The sequence below is a fragment of the Streptomyces sp. NBC_00539 genome (assembly GCF_036346105.1).
GTDB lineage: Bacteria > Actinomycetota > Actinomycetes > Streptomycetales > Streptomycetaceae > Streptomyces.
In genome coordinates this window covers 4,050,509-4,068,595 of record NZ_CP107811.1, presented here as the reverse complement: position 1 = coordinate 4,068,595, position 18,087 = coordinate 4,050,509, and the positions used below count along the sequence as shown (strand labels likewise).

Genomic DNA, 18,087 nt, shown 5'->3' with positions numbered 1-18,087 from the left:
GTGGGCGCGCCCGACTGTCACGTTGCTGCTCAGGCGGTCTCGGCGCCCTCGCGTTCGTCCATCGGGACCTGCTTGCGCGGCAGCATGAACATCACCGTGAAGATCACGACCAGGACCGCCACGACCCACCACAGCGCGCTGCGGAAGGCCTCGACGTACGGGGCCCCGTAGACCATGTCGTCGTCGATCACTCCGAAGAAGACGACGGACGTCAGGCCCAGACCGAGCGCGTTGCCCATCTGCCCCGTGGTGTTGATCAGGCCGGAGGCGGAGCCGGCGTGCTCGCGCGGCACCTGGGAGAGGACGGTGTCGGTGAGCGGGGCCACGATCAGGCCCATACCGATGCCCATGACGACCAGGGGCGCGGCCATCTGCCAGGAGGCGATCCCCATGCCGTAGTGGGCGGACTCCCAGATGTAGAGGAGCAGGCCCGCGGCCATGGTCAGCGCGCCCGCCTGGAGCACCTTGCGGCCGAAGCGCGGCACGAGCTTCTGCACGGACATGCCCGCGGCCGCGGACACCGCGATCGAGAAGGGGATGCCGGTGGTGCCCGCGCGCAGCGGGGTCCAGCCGAGGCCCATCTGCATGTACAGCGTCCAGACCAGGAAGAAGATGCCGGTCGCGATGCCGAAGGTCAGCTGGACGGCGATGCCGCCCGCGAAGCTCTTGATCTTGAAGAGGGAGAGCTCCACCAGCGGCGAGCCGTCCTTGCGGATCTTGTGCTTCTCGTAGGCGATGAAGCCGGCGAACAGGAACGGCGCGGCGATCATGCAGACGAAGCCCCACAGCGGCCAGTCGTTCTCACGGCCGTGCGTCAGCGGGAAGATCAGCATCACCAGGGCGAGGGTCGCGAGCACGACGCCGACCAGGTCGAGCCGCAGCGCCTTGGGGGCCTTGGACTCGGTGATGAACTTGACGCCCAGGATCACGCCCGCGATTCCGACGGGCAGGTTGATCAGGAAGATCGGGCGCCATTCGAGGCCGAAGAGGTTCCACTCGGTGAGCAGCGCGCCGAGCATCGGGCCCGAGACGGCGCCGAGGCCCACGATCGCGCCGAACATGCCGAAGACCTTGCCGCGCTCGTGGGGCGGGAAGGTGACGTGGATGATCGCCAGCACCTGCGGCACCATCATGGCGGCCATACCGCCCTGGAGGATGCGGGAGGCGACGAGCACGGACGGGTTGGCGGCGATGCCGCAGAGCGCCGAGGCGGCGGTGAAACCGGCGATGCCGATGAGGAACAGGCGCTTGCGGCCGTAGATGTCACCGAGACGGCCGCCCGTGATCAGACCGGCGGCGAAGGCGAGGGCGTACCCGGCGGTGATCCACTGGATCGCGCTGGTGGAGGCGCCGAAGTCCTCGCGCATGCTGGGTATCGCGATGTTGACGATCGTGACGTCGACCAGGTCCATGAACGCCGCGGTCATCACGATGGCGAGCGCCAGCCAGCGGCGGCGGTCGGCGGGCGAGCTGCTGCCCGCGTGGTCGTTCGGGTGGTCGCTCGTGTGGTCGTCGAGGGTGTCGTTCCGCTCTTCTCGTACGGGCCCGGTCTCTCTTTCGGGCGATGTCTGGGCTGTCTCGGTGCTCATAGGAAGCAACCTAGACGGCATGTAGGTCAGGTGGTGTCCTATTTCCCTGGCAGCCTGATGTCATGAACGACACCCCCGGCCGGCTGCTCACCCTGCTCTCCCTGCTCCAGACCCCGCGCGAGTGGCCCGGCAGCGAGCTGGCCGATCGGCTCGGGGTCAGCGCCCGGACCATCCGGCGGGACATCGAGCGGCTGCGGGAGCTGGGGTACCCGGTGGAGGCCACGCTGGGGTCGGAGGGCGGGTACCGGCTGGTGGCGGGCGCGGCGATGCCGCCGCTGCTGCTGGACGACGAGGAGGCGGTGGCGATCGCGGTGGGGCTGCGGGCGGGGGCCGGGCACGCCATCGAGGGGGTGGAGGAGGCGTCCGTACGGGCCCTCGCGAAGCTGGAGCAGGTCCTGCCGGCGCGGCTGCGGCACCGGGTGGGCGCGCTGCAGTCGGCCACGGTGGCGGTGGCCCGCGGCGACGGGGCGAGCGTGGATCCGCGGACGCTGACGACGATGGCGGCGGCGGTGGCGGGACCGGAGCGGCTGCGGTTCGCCTACCGGGCGCGGGACGGGGCGGAGTCCCGGCGGCTGGTGGAGCCGTACCGGCTGGTGAGCACGGGGAGCCGGTGGTACCTCGTCGCGTACGACCTGGAACGGGACGACTGGCGCACCTTCCGGGTGGACCGGGTCAGCGACCCGTTCGCGACGGGCGCGCGGTTCGCCCCGCGGGCGCTGCCGGTGGAGGCGGCGGAGTTCGTGCGGCGGGGGCTGCGCGGGGAGCAGACGTACGCGGTCGAGGTGACCTTCGATGCGCCGGCCGAGGCGCTGCCGGGCTGGCTGAGGGGGCAGGTGGTGCCGGTGGCACGGGGCTGCCGGGTGCGGTTCGAGAGCGGGGACGCGCCGGAGTGGCTGGCGGCCCGGCTCGCTCTGGCGGGAGCGGACTTCACGGTCCACACCCCGCCGGCGCTCGCGGAGGCCGCCCGGGCGCTGGCCGCGCGGCTGACGAGGTCGAGCCCCGTCGGGGCGTGAGTCGCGGTCCGGGCGGGCCGCGCCCGGGGCGGTTCCCCCGTCCGGGCGGGCCGTGCCCGGGCGGTTCCGTCGCCCGGGCAGCAGGGAGCCCCCGGCGCCTGGGGGGGATAGGCACCGGGGGCTCGTTCTGGGGGCTCCGCCTTCCGTAGCCGGTCGGGCGGGGCGTCTTGTGGGGCCGGTCGGGCGGGGCCGATCAGGCCACGGCGTCGAAGCCGGTGTCGCGCGCCATCCGCTTGAGCTCCAGCAGCGCGTGCTTCTCGATCTGCCGGATCCGCTCCCGGGTCAGGCCGTGCTGCTTGCCGACCTCGGTCAGCGTGCGCTCGCGCCCGTCCTCGATCCCGTACCGCATCTTGATGATCGACGCGGTGCGCTGGTCGAGCTTGCCGAGCAGGTCCTCCAGCTCCTCACTGCGGAGCAGGGACAGCACGGACTGCTCCGGGGAGATCGCGGAGGTGTCCTCCAGCAGGTCCCCGAACTGGGTGTCGCCCTCGTCGTCGACGGACATGTTGAGGCTGACCGGGTCGCGCGCCCAGTCCAGTACGTCACCGACGCGCTTCTCCGTCGTGTCCAGCTCGGCGGCGATCTCCGCGTGCTCCGGGTCCCGCCCGTTCTCGCGGTTGAACTCGCGCTGGATCCGGCGGATGCGGCCGAGCTCCTCGACCAGGTGGACGGGGAGGCGGATGGTCCGGGACTGGTCGGCGATGGAACGGGTGATGGCCTGGCGGATCCACCACGTGGCGTACGTGGAGAACTTGAAGCCCTTGGTGTAGTCGAACTTCTCGACCGCGCGGACCAGGCCGGCGTTGCCCTCCTGGATCAGGTCGAGCAGGGGGAGCCCGCTGCGCGGGTAGCGGCGGGCGACGGCCACGACCAGGCGGAGGTTGGAGCGGATGAAGACTTCCTTGGCGCGCTCTCCCTCGGCCGCCAGGGCCTCCAGCTCCTCACGCGCCGGGGACGTCTGCCCTGCGCGCTCTATCGCACCGTCGAGGATCTGCTGGGCGTAGACGCCCGCCTCGATGATCTGCGACAGCTCCACTTCCTTGGCCGCGTCGAGCAGCGGGGTGCGCGCGATCTCGTCCAGGTACATGCCGACCAGGTCGCGGTCGGCGATCTCGCCGCCCGCGGCGCGGGCACTGCCCGTGGACTGACTGCGGGCGACGGCGCGGGTTGCCATGCGTGCTCCCTTGCGATGCGATGGATTTCGTTCGCGGTGCGGCTGCCGGACGCCTCGGCTGTGAGAAGTGCGGCACGGTCGACGCGTCCTTCGGACACTCTCCCGAGTGCCCGCTTCCGATGGAAACAACGACTGGAATCGGGACAGAATTCCCACGGGGGCCGTCTTTTTTCCACATCTTGCAGTACCCTGCCCCGCTATCGCCGTCTTTCACGGCAGCGGAGGGCACGTTTCTCCTGGGCGGTTCTCCCGCGCTCCTCCGCGCATTCCCCCGCGCACTTCTCTGTAGCCCTTCTCGGCGCGCCTCTCCTGTCAAGACGGCCGCGACCAGCGCCTGGTTGCCTGGACTGGTGAGCGAATGACCCCAATGGCCGGATACGGGGCGAACCGCCGGCCCCCGGGAAAGGGGCCCGGCTGCGGCCTAGCCGAACTGGAGCGAGCGCTTCGACAACCCCATCCAGAAGCCGTCCACGGGGGTGCCCGGGGCTCCGAGATCGCCGGAGGCCTCGGCGGCTCCCAGGGTGACGAACAGCGGCGCGAAGTGCTCGGTACGCGGGTGGGCCAGACGGCCGGCCGGGGATTTGGCCTCGAAGTCGAGCAGGGCGTCCACGTCGGCGGCGGCCAGCGCCTCACGGCCCCAGGCGTCGAACTCCGTCGACCAGCCGGGCACGCCGCCCGCGTGCCGGAGCGCGGCGAGGTTGTGCGTGAAGAAGCCGCTGCCCACGATCAGGACCCCTTCGTCCCGCAGCGGGGCGAGGGTGCGGCCGATCTCCATCAGGCGGGCCGGGTCGAGCGTCGGCATCGATATCTGGAGCACCGGGACGTCGGCCTCCGGGAACATCTCCACGAGCGGGACGTAGGCCCCGTGGTCGAGCCCGCGGTCCGGGATGTCCTGGACCGGGGTTCCGGGCGCGCGCAGCAGTTTGCGCACGGAGGCGGCCAGCTCGGGGGCGCCCGGGGCGTCGTAGCACACCCGGTAGTAGTGCTCGGGGAAGCCCCAGAAGTCGTACACGAGCGGGGCCCGCTCGGTGGCACCGAGGGCCAGCGGGGCCTCTTCCCAGTGCGCGGAGACCATCAGGATCGCGCGGGGGCGGGGCAGGGCGGCCGACCAGGCGGCCAGTTCGCCGGGCCAGACCGGGTCGTCGGCGAGCGGCGGGGCGCCGTGGCTCAGGTACAGCGCGGGCATGCGGCCCGCTCGGGGGGTGGTGGTGTTCGCAGTCACAGCGCGCGCTCCTCATGGCCGGTCGCGGGGTCCCGTACGCGGTACGCGGTCCCTTCGAAAAGACTAACCCCGCTTCGTTCAAATTTGAACGAAGCGGGGTCATCCGTCATTCCCGTACGGCGCCCGGCGCCCGCGTCAGTGGGCGACCACCGGGATCCGCACCTCGTCCGCCACGCCGTCACCCGAGGCGACCGGACCGGCCGAGCCGGGCCGACCCGTGTTGATCAGGGTGAACGCGATGAGCGAGCTGGTGACCAGGATGCCGACGGCCCACCAGATGGCCGAGGAGTAGCCCTCCACCATGGCCTGCGCCTGGATCAGCTTCGCCGCCGCACCGCCCGCGGCGGCCTGCGCCGCGTGGTCGGTCAGGTACGCGGTCGTCGCCGAGGCGGCGATGGTGTTCAGCAGCGCGGTACCGATGGCGCCGCCCACCTGCTGCGAGGTGTTCACCATGGCGGAGGCGACGCCGGCGTCGGCCGGGTTCACCCCGTGGGTGGCCAGCGACATCGCCGGCATGAACGCCGAACCCATCCCCAGGCCCAGCAGCAGCTGCGCCGGCAGGATCAGCGCCGGGTACGAGGAGCCGACCTCGAGCTGCGTGAGCAGCAGCATGCCGGTGGCGGCGAGGAGGAAGCCGGCGGTGTGGGGCGTTACATGGCGGTCCGCCTCAGGTCTTCCAGGGTGGTCGCGCCGCCCGACAGCTCGGAGCGGGCCGGGGCCCGCAACCCGTCGAGGAACACCTGGAGGTGACGGTGGACGAAGCGGTCCGCGTCCATGCAACCGGTGCCCGGGAGGGGGCGGCCGAGCTGGGAGAGGGCGATCATCAGGTCACCGGCCCCGATGTCGGTGCGGACGAGTCCGCCACCCTGGCCCGCAGCCAGCAGGTTCTCGATGGCCACCGCCAACGCACCGCGTGCCGCGTGGAGTTCGGGGTGGTCGTGGTCGAAGTCGGCGGAGAGCATCGGGCACAGGGCGCCGAACCGCTCGTCCGCGGCCGCGTGCGTGAACCGGCACAGCGCGGCGAAGGCGTCGGGTTCCTCGGCGAGGGCCTCCTCGGCGTGGAGGACGACCCGGTCCATGACGTACAGCACGACGTGGTGGACCAGCGCGGCCCGGTCGGGGAAGTGCCGGTACAGCGTGGCGTTGCCGACGCCGGCCCGGCGGGCGACCTCGTCGAAGGGGGCGGCGGAGCCGAACTCCACGAAGAGCTCGCGGGCCGCCGCCAGGATGCGCTCCCGGTTGCGGACGGCGTCGGCGCGCGGGCGCGGGAGCCCGTCGCCGCGACCGGGGGCCGGAGCCGCGAGGTCCACCGGCACCCGGGGCGCGGTCGGAGCCGCGGCGGTGGTGGAGCGCTTCATTCCGGGGCCTCCTCGGCACGGGACTCGTCTGCACGGCGACCACCAGAAACGGGGAAGCCGTCCCCGTTTGCGGGGTCAATACTCCAAACGGGGATCGACTCCCCGGTTATTTCACTCCTTCGTATGACCTGGATCACACCCCTGCCGCACCGTGCTCCCGTTTGGCCGCTCCTGACGCGCGGGCGCGCCACAGCCGTCGGAGGGTGAGCGCACAGAGAGCAGACCGGGCCCGGCCGGCTGCCGCGGCCCGAAGGCGAGCTCCATGACGCAGACCCGCCACCGGATACGCAGTCCGCGCCGCACCTGCGCGTACGTCGGCATCGCCGCGCTGGCCATCGGCGTCACCGCCACCGCCAGCGCCGGGATATCCAGCCGCACCCACTCCGCCGCGGGTCCCGTGGCCACGAGCGTCGACTCGGCGCTCGCGCCCTGCCGGATCGCGAGCACGATGGGCGTCCAGATGTCCGAGGGACTTCCGACGCCGCCCGGGTACTCCCGCTCGACCGGCGAGGTCCGGGCACTGAACCTGATGATCGACTTTCCCGACGCCAAGGGCGAGGGCTCGGCCGTGGACCGGCTGGCGGAGTTCTTCCCGCAGACCTCGGACTGGTTCCGGACCAGCTCCTACGGCCGGCTCACCTACCGGGCCGAGGCGCCGATACGGAACTGGCTGAGGATGCCGATGCCGTTCGCGGCGTACGGGATCGGCCGCGGGTCCGCGTACGAACCGGGCTACCGGCAGCTGGTCGAGCACATAGCGCAGGCCGCCGACCCCGAGGTCGACTTCAGCCGCTACGACCTGATCAACGTCCTGGTCACGCCGAACGCCGGGCCGTCGGCCCTGGACACCGTCCTGTCGGTGACGTTCTCCGGCAACGGCGAGGCACCGATGGCCGACGGGGTGCCGCTCTCCAACACGTCCTTCGTCTACAGCCGGCAGGACGACGGTTCGGGCTCCTACCGGGAGACCGGCTACCGGGTCCTCCCCCACGAGAACGGCCACGTCTTCGGGCTGCCGGACCTGTACACCCCCGACGGGGGCGGCGCGGTCGGGCACTGGGACATCATGAGCGAGGACTGGGGCTCCAACAACGACCTGCTGGGCTGGCACAAGTGGAAGCTGGGCTGGCTGGACAGCAACCAGATCGGCTGCGCGTCGAAGTCCGGGGTCACGGAGCAGGTACTGACGCCGCTGGGGGTGGAGGGCGGCATGAAGCTGGCCTTCGTACCGCTGACGGAGAACAGCGGGTACGCGGTGGAGGTGCGCACGCAGGCCGGGAACGACGAGTCCGTGTGCAAGCCGGGAGTGCTGATCTACAAGGTGGACTCCCAGGTGGACACCGGCCGCGGCCCGGTCACGGTCTCCGACAGCACGACCGCCAGCGGCGGCTGCACCCGCCGCCCGAACGTCCACTCGGAGCTCTCGGACGCCCCCTTCCGCCCCGGTGAAACCTTCACCGACCCCAAGGCGCGCATCACCATCGCCGTCACGTCCGAACGCCCCGACGGCAGCTTCCAGATCCGGGTGACCCGCCCCTGAGATCGTCTCTCCCGCCCGGGGCCGCGCATCCCCGACCGGCCCGCTCAGGTCGTCTTGGTCTGGCCGCCGTCGATGAGGAATTCGGCGCCCGTGATGTTCGCGGCGCGGGGCGAGGCCAGGAAGAGCGCGAGGTCGGCGACCTCCTGGGGTTCGGTGAAGCGTCCCGTACTGATGCCCGTCTGCTGCGGCACCACCACGTCCATGGCCTCCTGGGCCGTGGTGCCCGCGCCGGCCGCCACGGCCTCGGCGAAGCCGCCGGGGGCGGTCCAGAACGGGGTGCGGACCGGGCCCGGAGCGATGGAGTTCACCCGTACGCCGCGCGGCGCGAACTCCTCCGACAGTGCCTTGGTGAGGCTGGTCAGCGCGGCCTTGGCCGCCGAGTAGTCCACCACCGTGGGGAAGGGCAGCCGGGCGTTGAGGGAACTGATGTTGACGACCGCGCCTCCGCCGCCCGCGAGCAAGTGCGGCAGCGCGGCGCGGACGGCGCGGACGGCGCTGAAGAAGTTCACGTCGAAGGCCCGCTGCCACTGTGCGTCGTCGATGGAGAGGAAATCGACGCGGGGCTTCGTGGCTCCGACGTTGTTGACCAAGACGTCGATCCTGCCCTGCCGTTCCATCGCCGCCTGGATCAGCGCATCCACGCCTTCGGCGGTAGCCAGATCGCCGGCGACGAAGGCCACGTCGTACCTCTCGCGCAATGCGGCCAGCTCGGGGGTCTCGGAACGGCTGCCGGCGACCACACGGCCGCCCTCGCGCAGGAACGCCTCGGTGATGGCCAGGCCGATGCCCTTGCCGGCACCGGTGACGACGGCGACTTTTCCGGTGAGTTCCAGATCCATCGGCAGGCACTCCTTGTGTCGGGAACTCGGAACGGACTTTCCTCGTGGATCGGAAATGCACGGGCATTGTGCGCGCCGGGGTCCCATGCACCCTCGCAGGCACGCCGTGCCCTCCTGTCGGGGTGCCGGACCACCGGCGGCTGCGGTCGGTCCCCAACTGGTGTTCCGGCTCCGGGGATCGCATCGGCCCCGGCCTGCGGTGTGCGTCCGGCCGCCCCGTCCGCGACCGCGCCGATCGCCCGGGAACCGAGCCGCAGAGCCCCGCCCTGATCCGCTACCCTGTCCCTGGGCTGCCCTCGTGGCAGCCCAGGACCTTGCCGAGGCGAGCCGGGCTCTCATGCGGAGCATTCGGACACGTTTCACGCCAGGGCCCCGCCTTCGTAGCTCAGGGGATAGAGCACGGCTCTCCTAAAGCCGGTGTCGCAGGTTCGAATCCTGCCGAGGGCACGTTGCACGACGCATGGAGAAGGCCCCCCGCCGGGATGGTGGGGGGCCTTCCGGGTTTTCGGCTGCCGGGGGGCCGGGCAGGCGATGGGGTCAGCTCAGGCCTTTGGTGCGTTCGCCGATGCGGTCGCCCTGGGGGGCGCCGGAGCGCTTGAGGGCCGCTTTCGTGTGCGCTCCGCCCTTGACCTTGCTGGGGACCGGACCTTCGAAGCCGTGACCCGGCGTGCGGGGGAGGTGGGTCTGCTCCGCGGCCTTCGTGATCGCCGTCCGGACGTCCTGCTTGTGCGGTTTACTCATCCCGTCGTCACTCCCTCGGGAAGCACCCAATCGGTCTGCCAATCGGTCTAACCGGATCGTATGCAGGTACGGGGGCCACCGCACGCCGATCAAGGGCCGCGCAGGAGTTCCTCCGGGCAGGGGGTACCCCGGGGGAGCTGGTACTTCGCCGACACCCGGTACTGTCCCGCGGCCGGCGCCAGCAGCTCCGTCCAGACGTCCCCGTCGGCGTCCACGGGGGCCTTGAACAGGCAGCCGGCCGTGTTCGCGTACTGCTTCGGCGCCGTTGCGGCCGCCTTCGACGCGAAGGTCTCCTGGGGCGGCGCCACCGCCCGGCCCGCCGCGTCGACCAGCCCCAGCCAGGGCGAGTGCGGGATCCGCACCAGGACCCGCCCCGGCTCCCGCACCGCGATGACCAGCTGGTCCGCGCCCGCCCGCACCACCGTGGCGGCCCCGGCCACCAGGTCCGTCGGGGCGAGCACCTTGTACAGCTGCCAGTTCGCGTCGCCCCACACCTGCTGGAGGTACGGCAGCCCCTCGCGCACGAGCTTCGCCTCGTCCGCCCCGCCCGAGTCGGGTTTGTCGGCGGGCAGCACCACGTAGTGCACGGCCCAGCGCTCCAGCCAGGACCGGTAGCTCTCGGCCGTGAGGGTGTCGTCGTAGAAGAGCGGGTTGCGCTCCAGGTCGGCCTGGCGGTTCCAGCCGCGCGCGAGGTTCACGTACGACGGGAAGGCCGAGGACTCGCGGTGGCTGCTGGCCGGTACCACCTCCACCCGCCCCCGGTCGGCGCCCGACTTCTGGAGCTGGTCGACCAGCGGAGCCAGCTCCCGGTTCCATGCGGCGAGCGGGGTGGTGCGGATGATGTCGGTGATGCTGTTGGCGGTGATCCAGACCGTCAGCCCGGCGAAGGCGACGACCACGGCGTACCAGCGCCGCGAGCGCGGGATCGAATACGGGAGCGCCGCCAGCAGCACCGCCCCGCCGAACAGCATCACGAGGCGGGTGACGTTCGACCCCACCTGGGAGTCGATCGCCCAGGTCAGGAACACCCCGACGGTGTACACGGCCGAGGCGATCCGGACCGTCTTCCACCGCTTCGGCACCAGGAACAGGATCGCCAGCCCGAACACGAACGGCAGCCAGGCCGAGCCCAGCTTCATCGGCTGCGTGCCCGAGAACGGGAACAGCCACGCCGACAGCCCGACCACGGCCACCGGCGCCAGCCCCAGCGCGTACGCCCCCGGCCGCCGCCCGCTCAGGAACAGCGCGGCCGCGACCACCCCGAGGAAGAGGCCGGCCACCGGGCTGGAAGCGGTGGCGAGCCCCGCGAGCGGGGCGGCGACGGCGGCCTTGGCCCAGCGGCGCTCCGCCCACTTGCGCGGCCAGCAGAAGACCGCGGCGACGGCGGCCAGCGCGAACATCGCCCCGAGCCCGAAGGTGACGCGGCCGGACAGGGCGTTGCACAGCAGCCCGTACACCCCGGCCAGGGCCGGCCACAGCGGACGCCGCACGGCGCCCCGGCACCGGGTGAGGATCAGCGCGAGCAGCGCCGCCGAGACGGTGCCGGCGACCATCATGGTGGTCCGGACGCCGAGCACGTGCATGAGGTACGGCGAGACCACGCTGTACGAGACCGGGTGCATGCCCCCGTACCAGGCGAGGTTGTACGCCGTGTCGGGGTGGCGGCCGACGAACTCCGCCCACGCGTCCTGCGCCGCGAGGTCGCCCCCGCTGTTGGCGAAGCTGAAGAACCAGACGACGTGCAGGAGCGCGGCGAGGGCGGCGGCGACGGCCACCGGGTGCCGGTGCGCCCAGCTCCCGTCGGTCCCGTCGCGCGGTCCGGTGTCGCGGGCGCGCTCCGGTCGCCTGTACTGCTCAGCGGTGGTCACTGCCGACGCTCTCTTCCGTCGCGTTCACGCGTCCGTCCCGGTTCTGCCGGATCTGCCGGTTGTGCCGGTTCTGCCGGTTCTGCCGGTTCTGCCGGTTCGGGTTCCGGCCCCCCTTCTCAGACGCGCTCAGGCGCCCCGGGGTTGTCCGGGGCGCCCGTGCGGGTCGGGGGCCGTGGGGCCCGTGGGGCCGTAGGCGGTGGGCCGTGGGTCAGCCGACGCGAGTCAGTTTGCTGCCGATGCCGGGCGCGACGAGGTCGCTCTTCAACGCCACCGGCACCTTCACCTGACTGGCGCCCTCACCGACGGTCAGCATCCCCACCTCGGTGCCCGCCTTCGCGGTCTCCGGCAGCTTGGAGCCGCCGTCGCCCAGCTTCACCGTGACCGTGAGCGAGGGCCAGCCGACCGCCTGCACGTCGGCGGTGGCGACCACGGGGGTGTGACCGCCGAGCCCGTCGTCCACGTACCCGACGACATCGCCCTTCTTGACCACGGTCGCGTCCGTCAGCGCCTTCTGCGTGGCGAGCATGACGTCCTTGCTCGCCGCGATCGCGGTACCGAGGATCGGGGTGCCGTACTGGCCGAGCACCGCGCCGACGATCAGCTGGTTGGTCTTGCCGACCTTCTTCTCGGCGGCGAAGAGCAGGTTGCCGCCGGCCTTGGTGGTGGAGCCGGTCTTGATGCCGACGGCGCCGTTGTACGGGACGAGGTCGTTGTAGTTCCGCCAGGGCTTGCCCGAGGGGTCGGTCCAGCTCGGGAGCTTGGTGATCGCGAGCAGCTCCGGCATCTCGACGACCTTGAGACCCAGCTTGACCTGGTCCTCGGCGGTGCTGACCGTCGCCGGGTCCAGACCGGAGGGGTCCGTGTACGTGGTGTTCGTCATGCCGAGTTCCCGGGCGGCGTCGTTCATCTTCTTGACGAACGCCTCCTGGTCACCGGCGGTGTCCCAGCGCGCGAGCAGGCGCGCGACGTTGTTGGCGGACGGGATCATGATCGCGGCGAGGGCGTCGTACTCGGAGATCTTGTCGCCCTCCTTCAACGTGTTGACCGTGGACTCGCCCTCGGACTCCTTGCGGCCGTCGTCCACGGCGGTCTTGTCGACGTCGATCATCGGACCCTTTTCCCTCGGCTTGAGGGGGTGGTTCTTGAGGATCACGTACGCCGTCATGGTCTTGGCGACGCTGCCGATGGCGATGGGCTTCTGCTCGCCGAAGGTGCCGACGGTGCCGAGGCCGGCGGCGGCCATGAAGCCCTGGCCCTCCTTCGGCCAGGGGAGGGTGGGGGCGCCGCCGTCGAAGGTGTACGAGGCCTTAGCGCTCAGGGCGAGGCGGGGCGCGGGCAGCGGGCGCACGAGCTGCACGACCGCCAGGACGACCGCGAGGAGCAGGACGACCGGCGCGTAGATCTTGACCCGCCGGACCGTGGTGCGGAGGGGGGTCGGCGGCGGGGGCGGGTTGTTGGTGAGGTCCGCCAGCATGTCGAGCGGCGGCTTGGGGGGCAGCGGCTGCTGCGTGGTCCGCTCGGCGTCGGGTGAGGGCTGGGGGCGGGCCGGGGGCCGGGCCGTCTGCGGGGCGGGCGGCCGGGGGCCGTCGCCGCCGAGGGGTACGAAGGTGCTTCCGCGCGGGTTGGCTCCGGCCGGCTTGGCGGCGGGGCCGCCGGGAGCGGGCTTGGCCGCATCCCGGCCCTCGGCGGTCGGCGCGGCCGTACCAGGCTTCACGGCACGGAAGACGGCGGTGCGCTCACTGTCGGCGGGCTCGGCCGCGGCCGGCTTGGCCGGGGCCGGCTTGGCCGGGGTGGTGCGGGGGTCCCCGGATCCCGGCTTGCGGAAGACGGCGGTGCGCTCACTGTCGGCGGGGCCGGTGCCGGTGTCCCCGGGCTTCTCGGCACGCGGCTTCGCGGCCCCGGAAGCGGTCTTCTCCGACGCGTCGGAGCCGGACGCCTTGGCCGAATCCCGACCGGCGGAACCCGACCCGGCGGCCTCCGGCTTCACCGCACGGAAGACGGCGGTGCGCTCGCTGTCGGCCGGCTTGTCCTCCGGCTTGCCGGAACCCGGCTTCGCGACCCCGAACGCCGTCTTCTCCGCCTCGCCGGAGCCGGACGCCTTGGCCGAATCCCGACCAGCGGAACCCGACCCGGCGGCCTCCGGCTTCACCGCACGGAAGACAGCGGTGCGCTCACTGTCGGCCGGGCCAGCCGCCGCGGGCTTCGCCGGGGCAGCGGTGCGGGCTTCGTCAGCCGTCTTCTTCTCCGCCGCAGCGGAACCCGACGCCCCGTCGGCACCCGAACCGGACGCCGTCTTCTCCGCCTCACCGGAGCCAGCGGGCTTGGCCGAATCCCGACCAGCAGAACCCGACCCGGCGACCTCCGGCTTCACCGCACGGAAGACCGCGGTGCGCTCACTGTCGGCCGGCTTGTCCTCCGGCTTGCCGGAACCCGACTTCGCGACCCCGAACGCCGTCTTCTCCGACGCGTCGGAGCCGGACGCCTTGGCCGAATCCCGACCAGCAGAACCCGACCCGGCAGCCTCCGGCTTCACGGCACGGAAGACCGCGGTGCGCTCACTGTCGGCCGGCTCGGCCGCGGCCGGCTTGTCCTCCGGCTTGCCGGAACCCGGCTTCGCGGCGCCGGACGCCGTCTTCTCCGCCTCGCCGGAGCCGGACGGCTTGGCCGGATCCGGACCGTCGGCGTCCGAAGCGGAAGCCTGCTCGCTGTCGGCAGCCGCCGACTTGGCCGGGGTGGGCGTGCGGGGCTCCTCCTCCGGCTCGACGGAGGAGGAGCCGGGCTTCACGGCACCGGACGTGGTCGTCCGCCGGTCAGCCGGGCCCGCCGGCTCGGCGGAGTCCGCCTCATCGGCACCCGAAGCCTCGGCCTCGGCCTCGGCCTCGGCCCGAGCCGGGGCACGGTCCCCCGAACCCCGGGAGGGCTCCGTGGCGACCCAGGCCGCCACCGCTTCCTTCAAGGGGTCCCGGTCGCCCGGCTCCACCGCTTCGCGCGGGCGGAGGACCGACAGCCTCGGGTCCCGCTCCGCACGCGGCGTGGCGGGCTCCGCCGTCCCCGACGCACCTTCATCTACCGACTTGTCGGGGGACTCGCCCGCCACCAGTTCCTCCTCGTTCGCCGTCCGGTCGCTGTCCGAACCGTCTAACAGTGTCCCGTCTCGGGGGCATCGCCCACCCGCTAGACGAGAACGACATAGCTGCCGGTTCCCCCACAAAGCGTCCAGGCGCTCTCGACAGATGAATGTGAGAGGCGTCACCCTGTCACTCATCCACGCGGGGAGGCATGGATGGGCAGGAGCCGCAGAACAATTCCGGAGGAGCTTTTGCTGCTCGCCTTGGACCCGACCACGGGAACCACGGCGCAGCCGCAGTCGCTCGACCTCGGCCTGGCCGGGGCACAGCTAGTAGAGCTGGCTCTGGCAGGACGGATAGCCCCTGATGGGGATCGTATCGCCGTGGTGATGCCACGGCCGACAGGAGATCCGACTCTGGACTCCGCACTGGAACTGCTGCGCAGGCGCGGCAGCCCGGTCCGGGCCGTTCACTGGATCGGCGGGCCCCGGCTGGGGCTCCGTCAGATTTACCTCGCTCACCTGGAGCGCTGCGGCATGGTCCATGCCGTCGCGGGACAGATGTGCGGGGTGCTGCCGACGACTCGCTACCAGGCGACGGACACGGCGATCAGCCGGGAGATCCGCGCCCGGCTCGACAGTGCGATCCGCACCGGTGTACCGCCGGACCCGCGGACCGCGGCGCTCGCCGCACTGGCCCACGCGGTCGGACTCGGCAAGCACCTGTACCCCGGCAACGAGGGGCGGTCGTCCAGGTCCCGGCTGCGGGACCTGATCCGGCACGACCCCATGGGCGGTCTCGTGGCGCACGCCGTCATGGACGTCCAGAACGGGGTGGCGGCACAGCCGAGGCGGGACCGCGCCCCGGCCACCGCGTCGGCAACGGCCTCGGCATCGGCGGCACCCACCGCCCGGGCCGCCGCCGTACCGATGCAGCCGCGCCGCACGGGTGCGATGGCCCGGGTGGCCGCGCACTGAACGGCAGCTGAGCAGCACGCGCACCACCACGCGCACCACCACCCGCACCGCGGCCCGCGACACCCCTTGACCCACCCAGCGGGCCGGCACCACAGGCACCACGTGCGCCACGCCGCAACCGGCCGTCCCCCAAAAGACCCGGTTCGGGAGCCGCCAGCGTGCGGGGCGGTGAGACCGGTTCACCGGTCCCACCGCCCCGCACGTCTGTCTTTCCGGTCCGTTCCCCAGCGCCGCCGCACCCTTCGGTGGCAGTCTGCTGAACATCAGACACGCAGAGAGACAGATCCAGAAGAAGGCGGAGGTGCCGTCCCCGTGGCGTCCAATGTCAATCCCACCGTCCGACGCCGCCGACTGGGCATGGAGCTGCGCAAGTTGCGCGAGGACAAAGGAATGACGGCCGAGCAGGTCGCCGAGCGTCTGCTCGTTTCCCAGTCCAAGATCAGTCGGCTGGAGAACGGCCGTCGCTCCATCAGCCAGCGCGACGTCCGCGACCTGTGCGACGTGTACGAGGTCGAGGACCGCCGGCTCGTCGACTCCCTCATGCAGATGGCCAAGGACTCGCGCCAGCAGGGCTGGTGGCACGCCTTCGGCGACATCCCGTACAGCGTCTACATCGGCCTGGAAACCGATGCGACCAGTCTGCGCACGTACGAGCCCCAGATGGTCCCCGGCCTGCTCCAGACCCCCGAGTACGCCCACGCCCTGATCCGCGGCGCGCTCCCGGAGACCGCGCCGGCCGACGTGGACAAGCGCGTCCAGGTCCGGATGCACCGCCAGAAGCGGCTCTCCGAGACGGACAACAACAACCCGGAGGTCGGGCCGCTGCGGCTGTGGGCGGTGATCGACGAGGCGGCGCTGCGCCGGCACGTGGGCGACGCGCAGTTGATGATCCGGCAGCTCGAATACCTGATAGAGCAGTCGGAACAGCCGTACATCACCGTGCAGGTGATGCCGTTCTCGATGGGCGCGCATCCGGGCGTCAACGGGCAGTACGCCATCCTCGAATTCCCGGACGCCTCCGACTCGACGGTGGTCTACATCGAAGGCGTGACGAGCGATTTGTACCTGGAGAAGGCCAACGACGTTCAGAAGTACAGCGTGATGTACGAGCACTTGCGCGCCCAAGCGCTCAATGTCGAACAGACACGGCAGTTCATCGCCGAGATCATTGACCACTATGCGGGCAAGGGGAAGTAAAAGCGGAGGAAACCGGGCAGGTGGCGAGGGGGGCCGGTACGGTACACCGTCACTCCCCGGCCACAGAAGGCCTGAATGGAATATGCCACCCGGTCGAGTGAACGCCCACTTCACCCGTCGGACGGTGCGGGTAGCGTCGATCACGTCGGCCGGAAGCAAAGGCCGACGAGACCCGGAACTACTCGCTGAACCGGAGAAAAACATGGCTATTCGTCAGGGCGCTACGGAAAACTGGACCAAGTCCTCCTACTCCGGCGGCAACGGCGCCTGCGTCGAAGTCAAGTCGCCCGTCATGGAGGCCATCGCGGTCCGCGACTCGAAGGTGCAGGACGGCCCGTCCCTCACCTTCGCGCCGGGGTCCTGGAACTCCTTCGTCGCCGACGTCACCGAGGGCCGGCTGGGACGCCTCGTCTGAGCGTGACGACGTCCGTCCGCCTCATGAACAAGCCGTTGGTTGATGCCCTCTCGACCGGTCGCCGTCCAGGCCGAGGGGGCTCTGCCCTGTCCGCAGCCCGACCGGAGCCGCCGCGCCGCGGAACGAACCGCCCTCAGCGCAGCCGGTCCACGTAACGGTCCGTCCCCGGCACCGTCGGGATGAACGGGGCCACCAGCTCCACCCGCCCCAGACCCGCCTCCGCGACCTCCGCGTCCAGTCCCTCGAACCGGTGCCAGCAGGTCCGGGGATCGGCCTCCAGGAACCAGAGCAGCGTCAACCGGGTGCCGACGCCCTCGACCTGCTTGACGTACGTCATGCGGTCGCCGGGCAGCGGCGTCGGCCGGAAGACCGTCACCATCGCCGCGGGACCGCCCGCCAGCCGCTTCGGCAGGGACCGCGAGCGCAGCCACTCCAGCAGTCGCGCCCGCTGCTCGGGGCCGACGGCGTCGACGACCTGGAGGACCAGCCCCGAGTAGGGGTGGTCGAGGGCGTGGAAGTCGCGCGGCCCGGCCGCACCGTCGCGGTAGACGGTGGCCTCGTGGTCCTGGAAGGCCGTGAAGACGTGCGTGCGGTCCTGGTAGACGCGACCGTCGCGGTTCAGCCGCTTGTTGATGCCGACGGTCCACTTCATGTGCTCGTCGTACCGGCCTTCGGTCACCCAGTACGTCGACAGGTAGCACCCGGCCGAGACGGGCTGGGCGACGGCCGACTTCTCGGGGTAGCGCAGCTCCTGGAGGTCCTTGGTGGCGACCCAGCGGCGTCCGGCGTACATCCAGGGCATGGCCATGGCGCCGGCGTAGTAGTGGTCGTCCTCGTACCAGCGGTTGTACGCGAACTCGTGGCCCGGGTGCGGTTCGACCATGGTGATCAGCGCGTGGCCCGGGCGGACGCCGTACGGGCCCACGGAGGCGAGCGCCGCGTAGTCCTCGGCCCGGGTGTCGCCGCCCCGCACCGGTATGGCGTCCGCCGTCGTCGCGCCTGCCGTCATCGCATCTGCCGCCGTTGCGTCTGCCGCCGTTGCGTCTGCCGCCGTCTCGTCTGTCGTCATGACACCGGTCTATCTGA

At 71.6% G+C, this 18,087-nt stretch carries 14 protein-coding genes, 1 tRNA gene and 1 pseudogene; 6 read left to right on the top strand and 10 right to left on the bottom strand.

The features are described from left to right. Positions 1–29: 29 nt before the first annotated feature. The gene (locus tag OG861_RS18345) at positions 30–1,589 is read right to left on the bottom strand and encodes an MFS transporter (RefSeq protein WP_329195978.1); all 1,560 of its coding nucleotides are present in this window, start codon (positions 1,587–1,589) and stop codon (positions 30–32) included. A 62-nt stretch (positions 1,590–1,651) separates the two neighbouring features. Between OG861_RS18345 and OG861_RS18340 the strand changes: the two genes are divergently transcribed. Beyond that, entirely contained in the window at positions 1,652–2,602 is a 951-nt protein-coding gene (locus OG861_RS18340; RefSeq protein ID WP_329195980.1) for a helix-turn-helix transcriptional regulator, read from the top strand. 193 nt (positions 2,603–2,795) lie between these two features. Here the strand turns inward: OG861_RS18340 and OG861_RS18335 are convergent, their stop codons facing one another. From OG861_RS18335 to OG861_RS18320, 4 genes and pseudogenes are all read right to left on the bottom strand, one after another. Next, positions 2,796–3,776 (bottom strand): sigma-70 family RNA polymerase sigma factor, encoded by a 981-nt coding sequence (locus OG861_RS18335; RefSeq protein ID WP_329195981.1) that lies wholly within the window; start codon positions 3,774–3,776, stop codon positions 2,796–2,798. Positions 3,777–4,197: 421 nt separating this feature from the next. After that, entirely contained in the window at positions 4,198–4,962 is a 765-nt protein-coding gene (locus OG861_RS18330; protein ID WP_329202274.1) for a dioxygenase family protein, read from the bottom strand. Between the two features lie 171 nt (positions 4,963–5,133). Next, a pseudogene (locus OG861_RS18325) lies at positions 5,134–5,634 on the bottom strand (MFS transporter); the annotation flags it as partial. Positions 5,635–5,648: 14 nt separating this feature from the next. After that, on the bottom strand, positions 5,649–6,356 hold the full coding sequence (locus tag OG861_RS18320) for a TetR/AcrR family transcriptional regulator (protein ID WP_329195983.1): 708 nt from the start codon (positions 6,354–6,356) through the stop codon (positions 5,649–5,651). A 262-nt stretch (positions 6,357–6,618) separates the two neighbouring features. On the opposite strand from OG861_RS18320, the gene OG861_RS18315 reads away from it, so the two are divergent. Then, complete coding sequence (locus tag OG861_RS18315; RefSeq protein ID WP_329195984.1) at positions 6,619–7,896, top strand: M6 family metalloprotease domain-containing protein; 1,278 nt, start codon at positions 6,619–6,621, stop codon at positions 7,894–7,896. 44 nt (positions 7,897–7,940) lie between these two features. Here OG861_RS18315 and OG861_RS18310 read toward each other — a convergent pair whose 3' ends face one another. Next, a complete protein-coding gene (locus tag OG861_RS18310) occupies positions 7,941–8,735 on the bottom strand; it encodes an SDR family NAD(P)-dependent oxidoreductase (protein WP_329195986.1) in 795 nt (264 codons plus the stop codon). Between the two features lie 374 nt (positions 8,736–9,109). On the opposite strand from OG861_RS18310, the gene OG861_RS18305 reads away from it, so the two are divergent. Next, positions 9,110–9,182, top strand: a tRNA-Arg gene (locus OG861_RS18305). Between the two features lie 90 nt (positions 9,183–9,272). Here the strand turns inward: OG861_RS18305 and OG861_RS18300 are convergent. The 3 genes from OG861_RS18300 to OG861_RS18290 form a co-directional block, all read right to left on the bottom strand. After that, positions 9,273–9,476 (bottom strand): hypothetical protein, encoded by a 204-nt coding sequence (locus OG861_RS18300; RefSeq protein ID WP_329195988.1) that lies wholly within the window; start codon positions 9,474–9,476, stop codon positions 9,273–9,275. Positions 9,477–9,565: 89 nt separating this feature from the next. Continuing rightward, complete coding sequence (locus OG861_RS18295) at positions 9,566–11,344, bottom strand: MFS transporter (RefSeq protein ID WP_329195990.1); 1,779 nt, start codon at positions 11,342–11,344, stop codon at positions 9,566–9,568. 208 nt (positions 11,345–11,552) lie between these two features. Continuing rightward, positions 11,553–14,441, bottom strand: a complete 2,889-nt coding sequence (locus OG861_RS18290) for a D-alanyl-D-alanine carboxypeptidase family protein (protein WP_330261815.1) — start codon at positions 14,439–14,441, stop codon at positions 11,553–11,555. Between the two features lie 186 nt (positions 14,442–14,627). On the opposite strand from OG861_RS18290, the gene OG861_RS18285 reads away from it, so the two are divergent. From OG861_RS18285 to OG861_RS18275, 3 genes are all read left to right on the top strand, one after another. After that, on the top strand, positions 14,628–15,389 hold the full coding sequence (locus OG861_RS18285) for a GOLPH3/VPS74 family protein (RefSeq protein ID WP_329195993.1): 762 nt from the start codon (positions 14,628–14,630) through the stop codon (positions 15,387–15,389). A 312-nt stretch (positions 15,390–15,701) separates the two neighbouring features. Then, positions 15,702–16,586: a helix-turn-helix domain-containing protein gene (locus tag OG861_RS18280; RefSeq protein ID WP_329195995.1), complete on the top strand. Its 885-nt coding sequence runs from the start codon at positions 15,702–15,704 to the stop codon at positions 16,584–16,586. A gap of 202 nt (positions 16,587–16,788) precedes the next feature. Continuing rightward, complete coding sequence (locus tag OG861_RS18275; protein WP_329195997.1) at positions 16,789–17,001, top strand: DUF397 domain-containing protein; 213 nt, start codon at positions 16,789–16,791, stop codon at positions 16,999–17,001. A gap of 133 nt (positions 17,002–17,134) precedes the next feature. On the opposite strand, the gene OG861_RS18270 is transcribed toward OG861_RS18275, so the two are convergent. Continuing rightward, positions 17,135–18,010 (bottom strand): hypothetical protein, encoded by an 876-nt coding sequence (locus tag OG861_RS18270; protein WP_329202276.1) that lies wholly within the window; start codon positions 18,008–18,010, stop codon positions 17,135–17,137. Positions 18,011–18,087 lie beyond the last annotated feature (77 nt).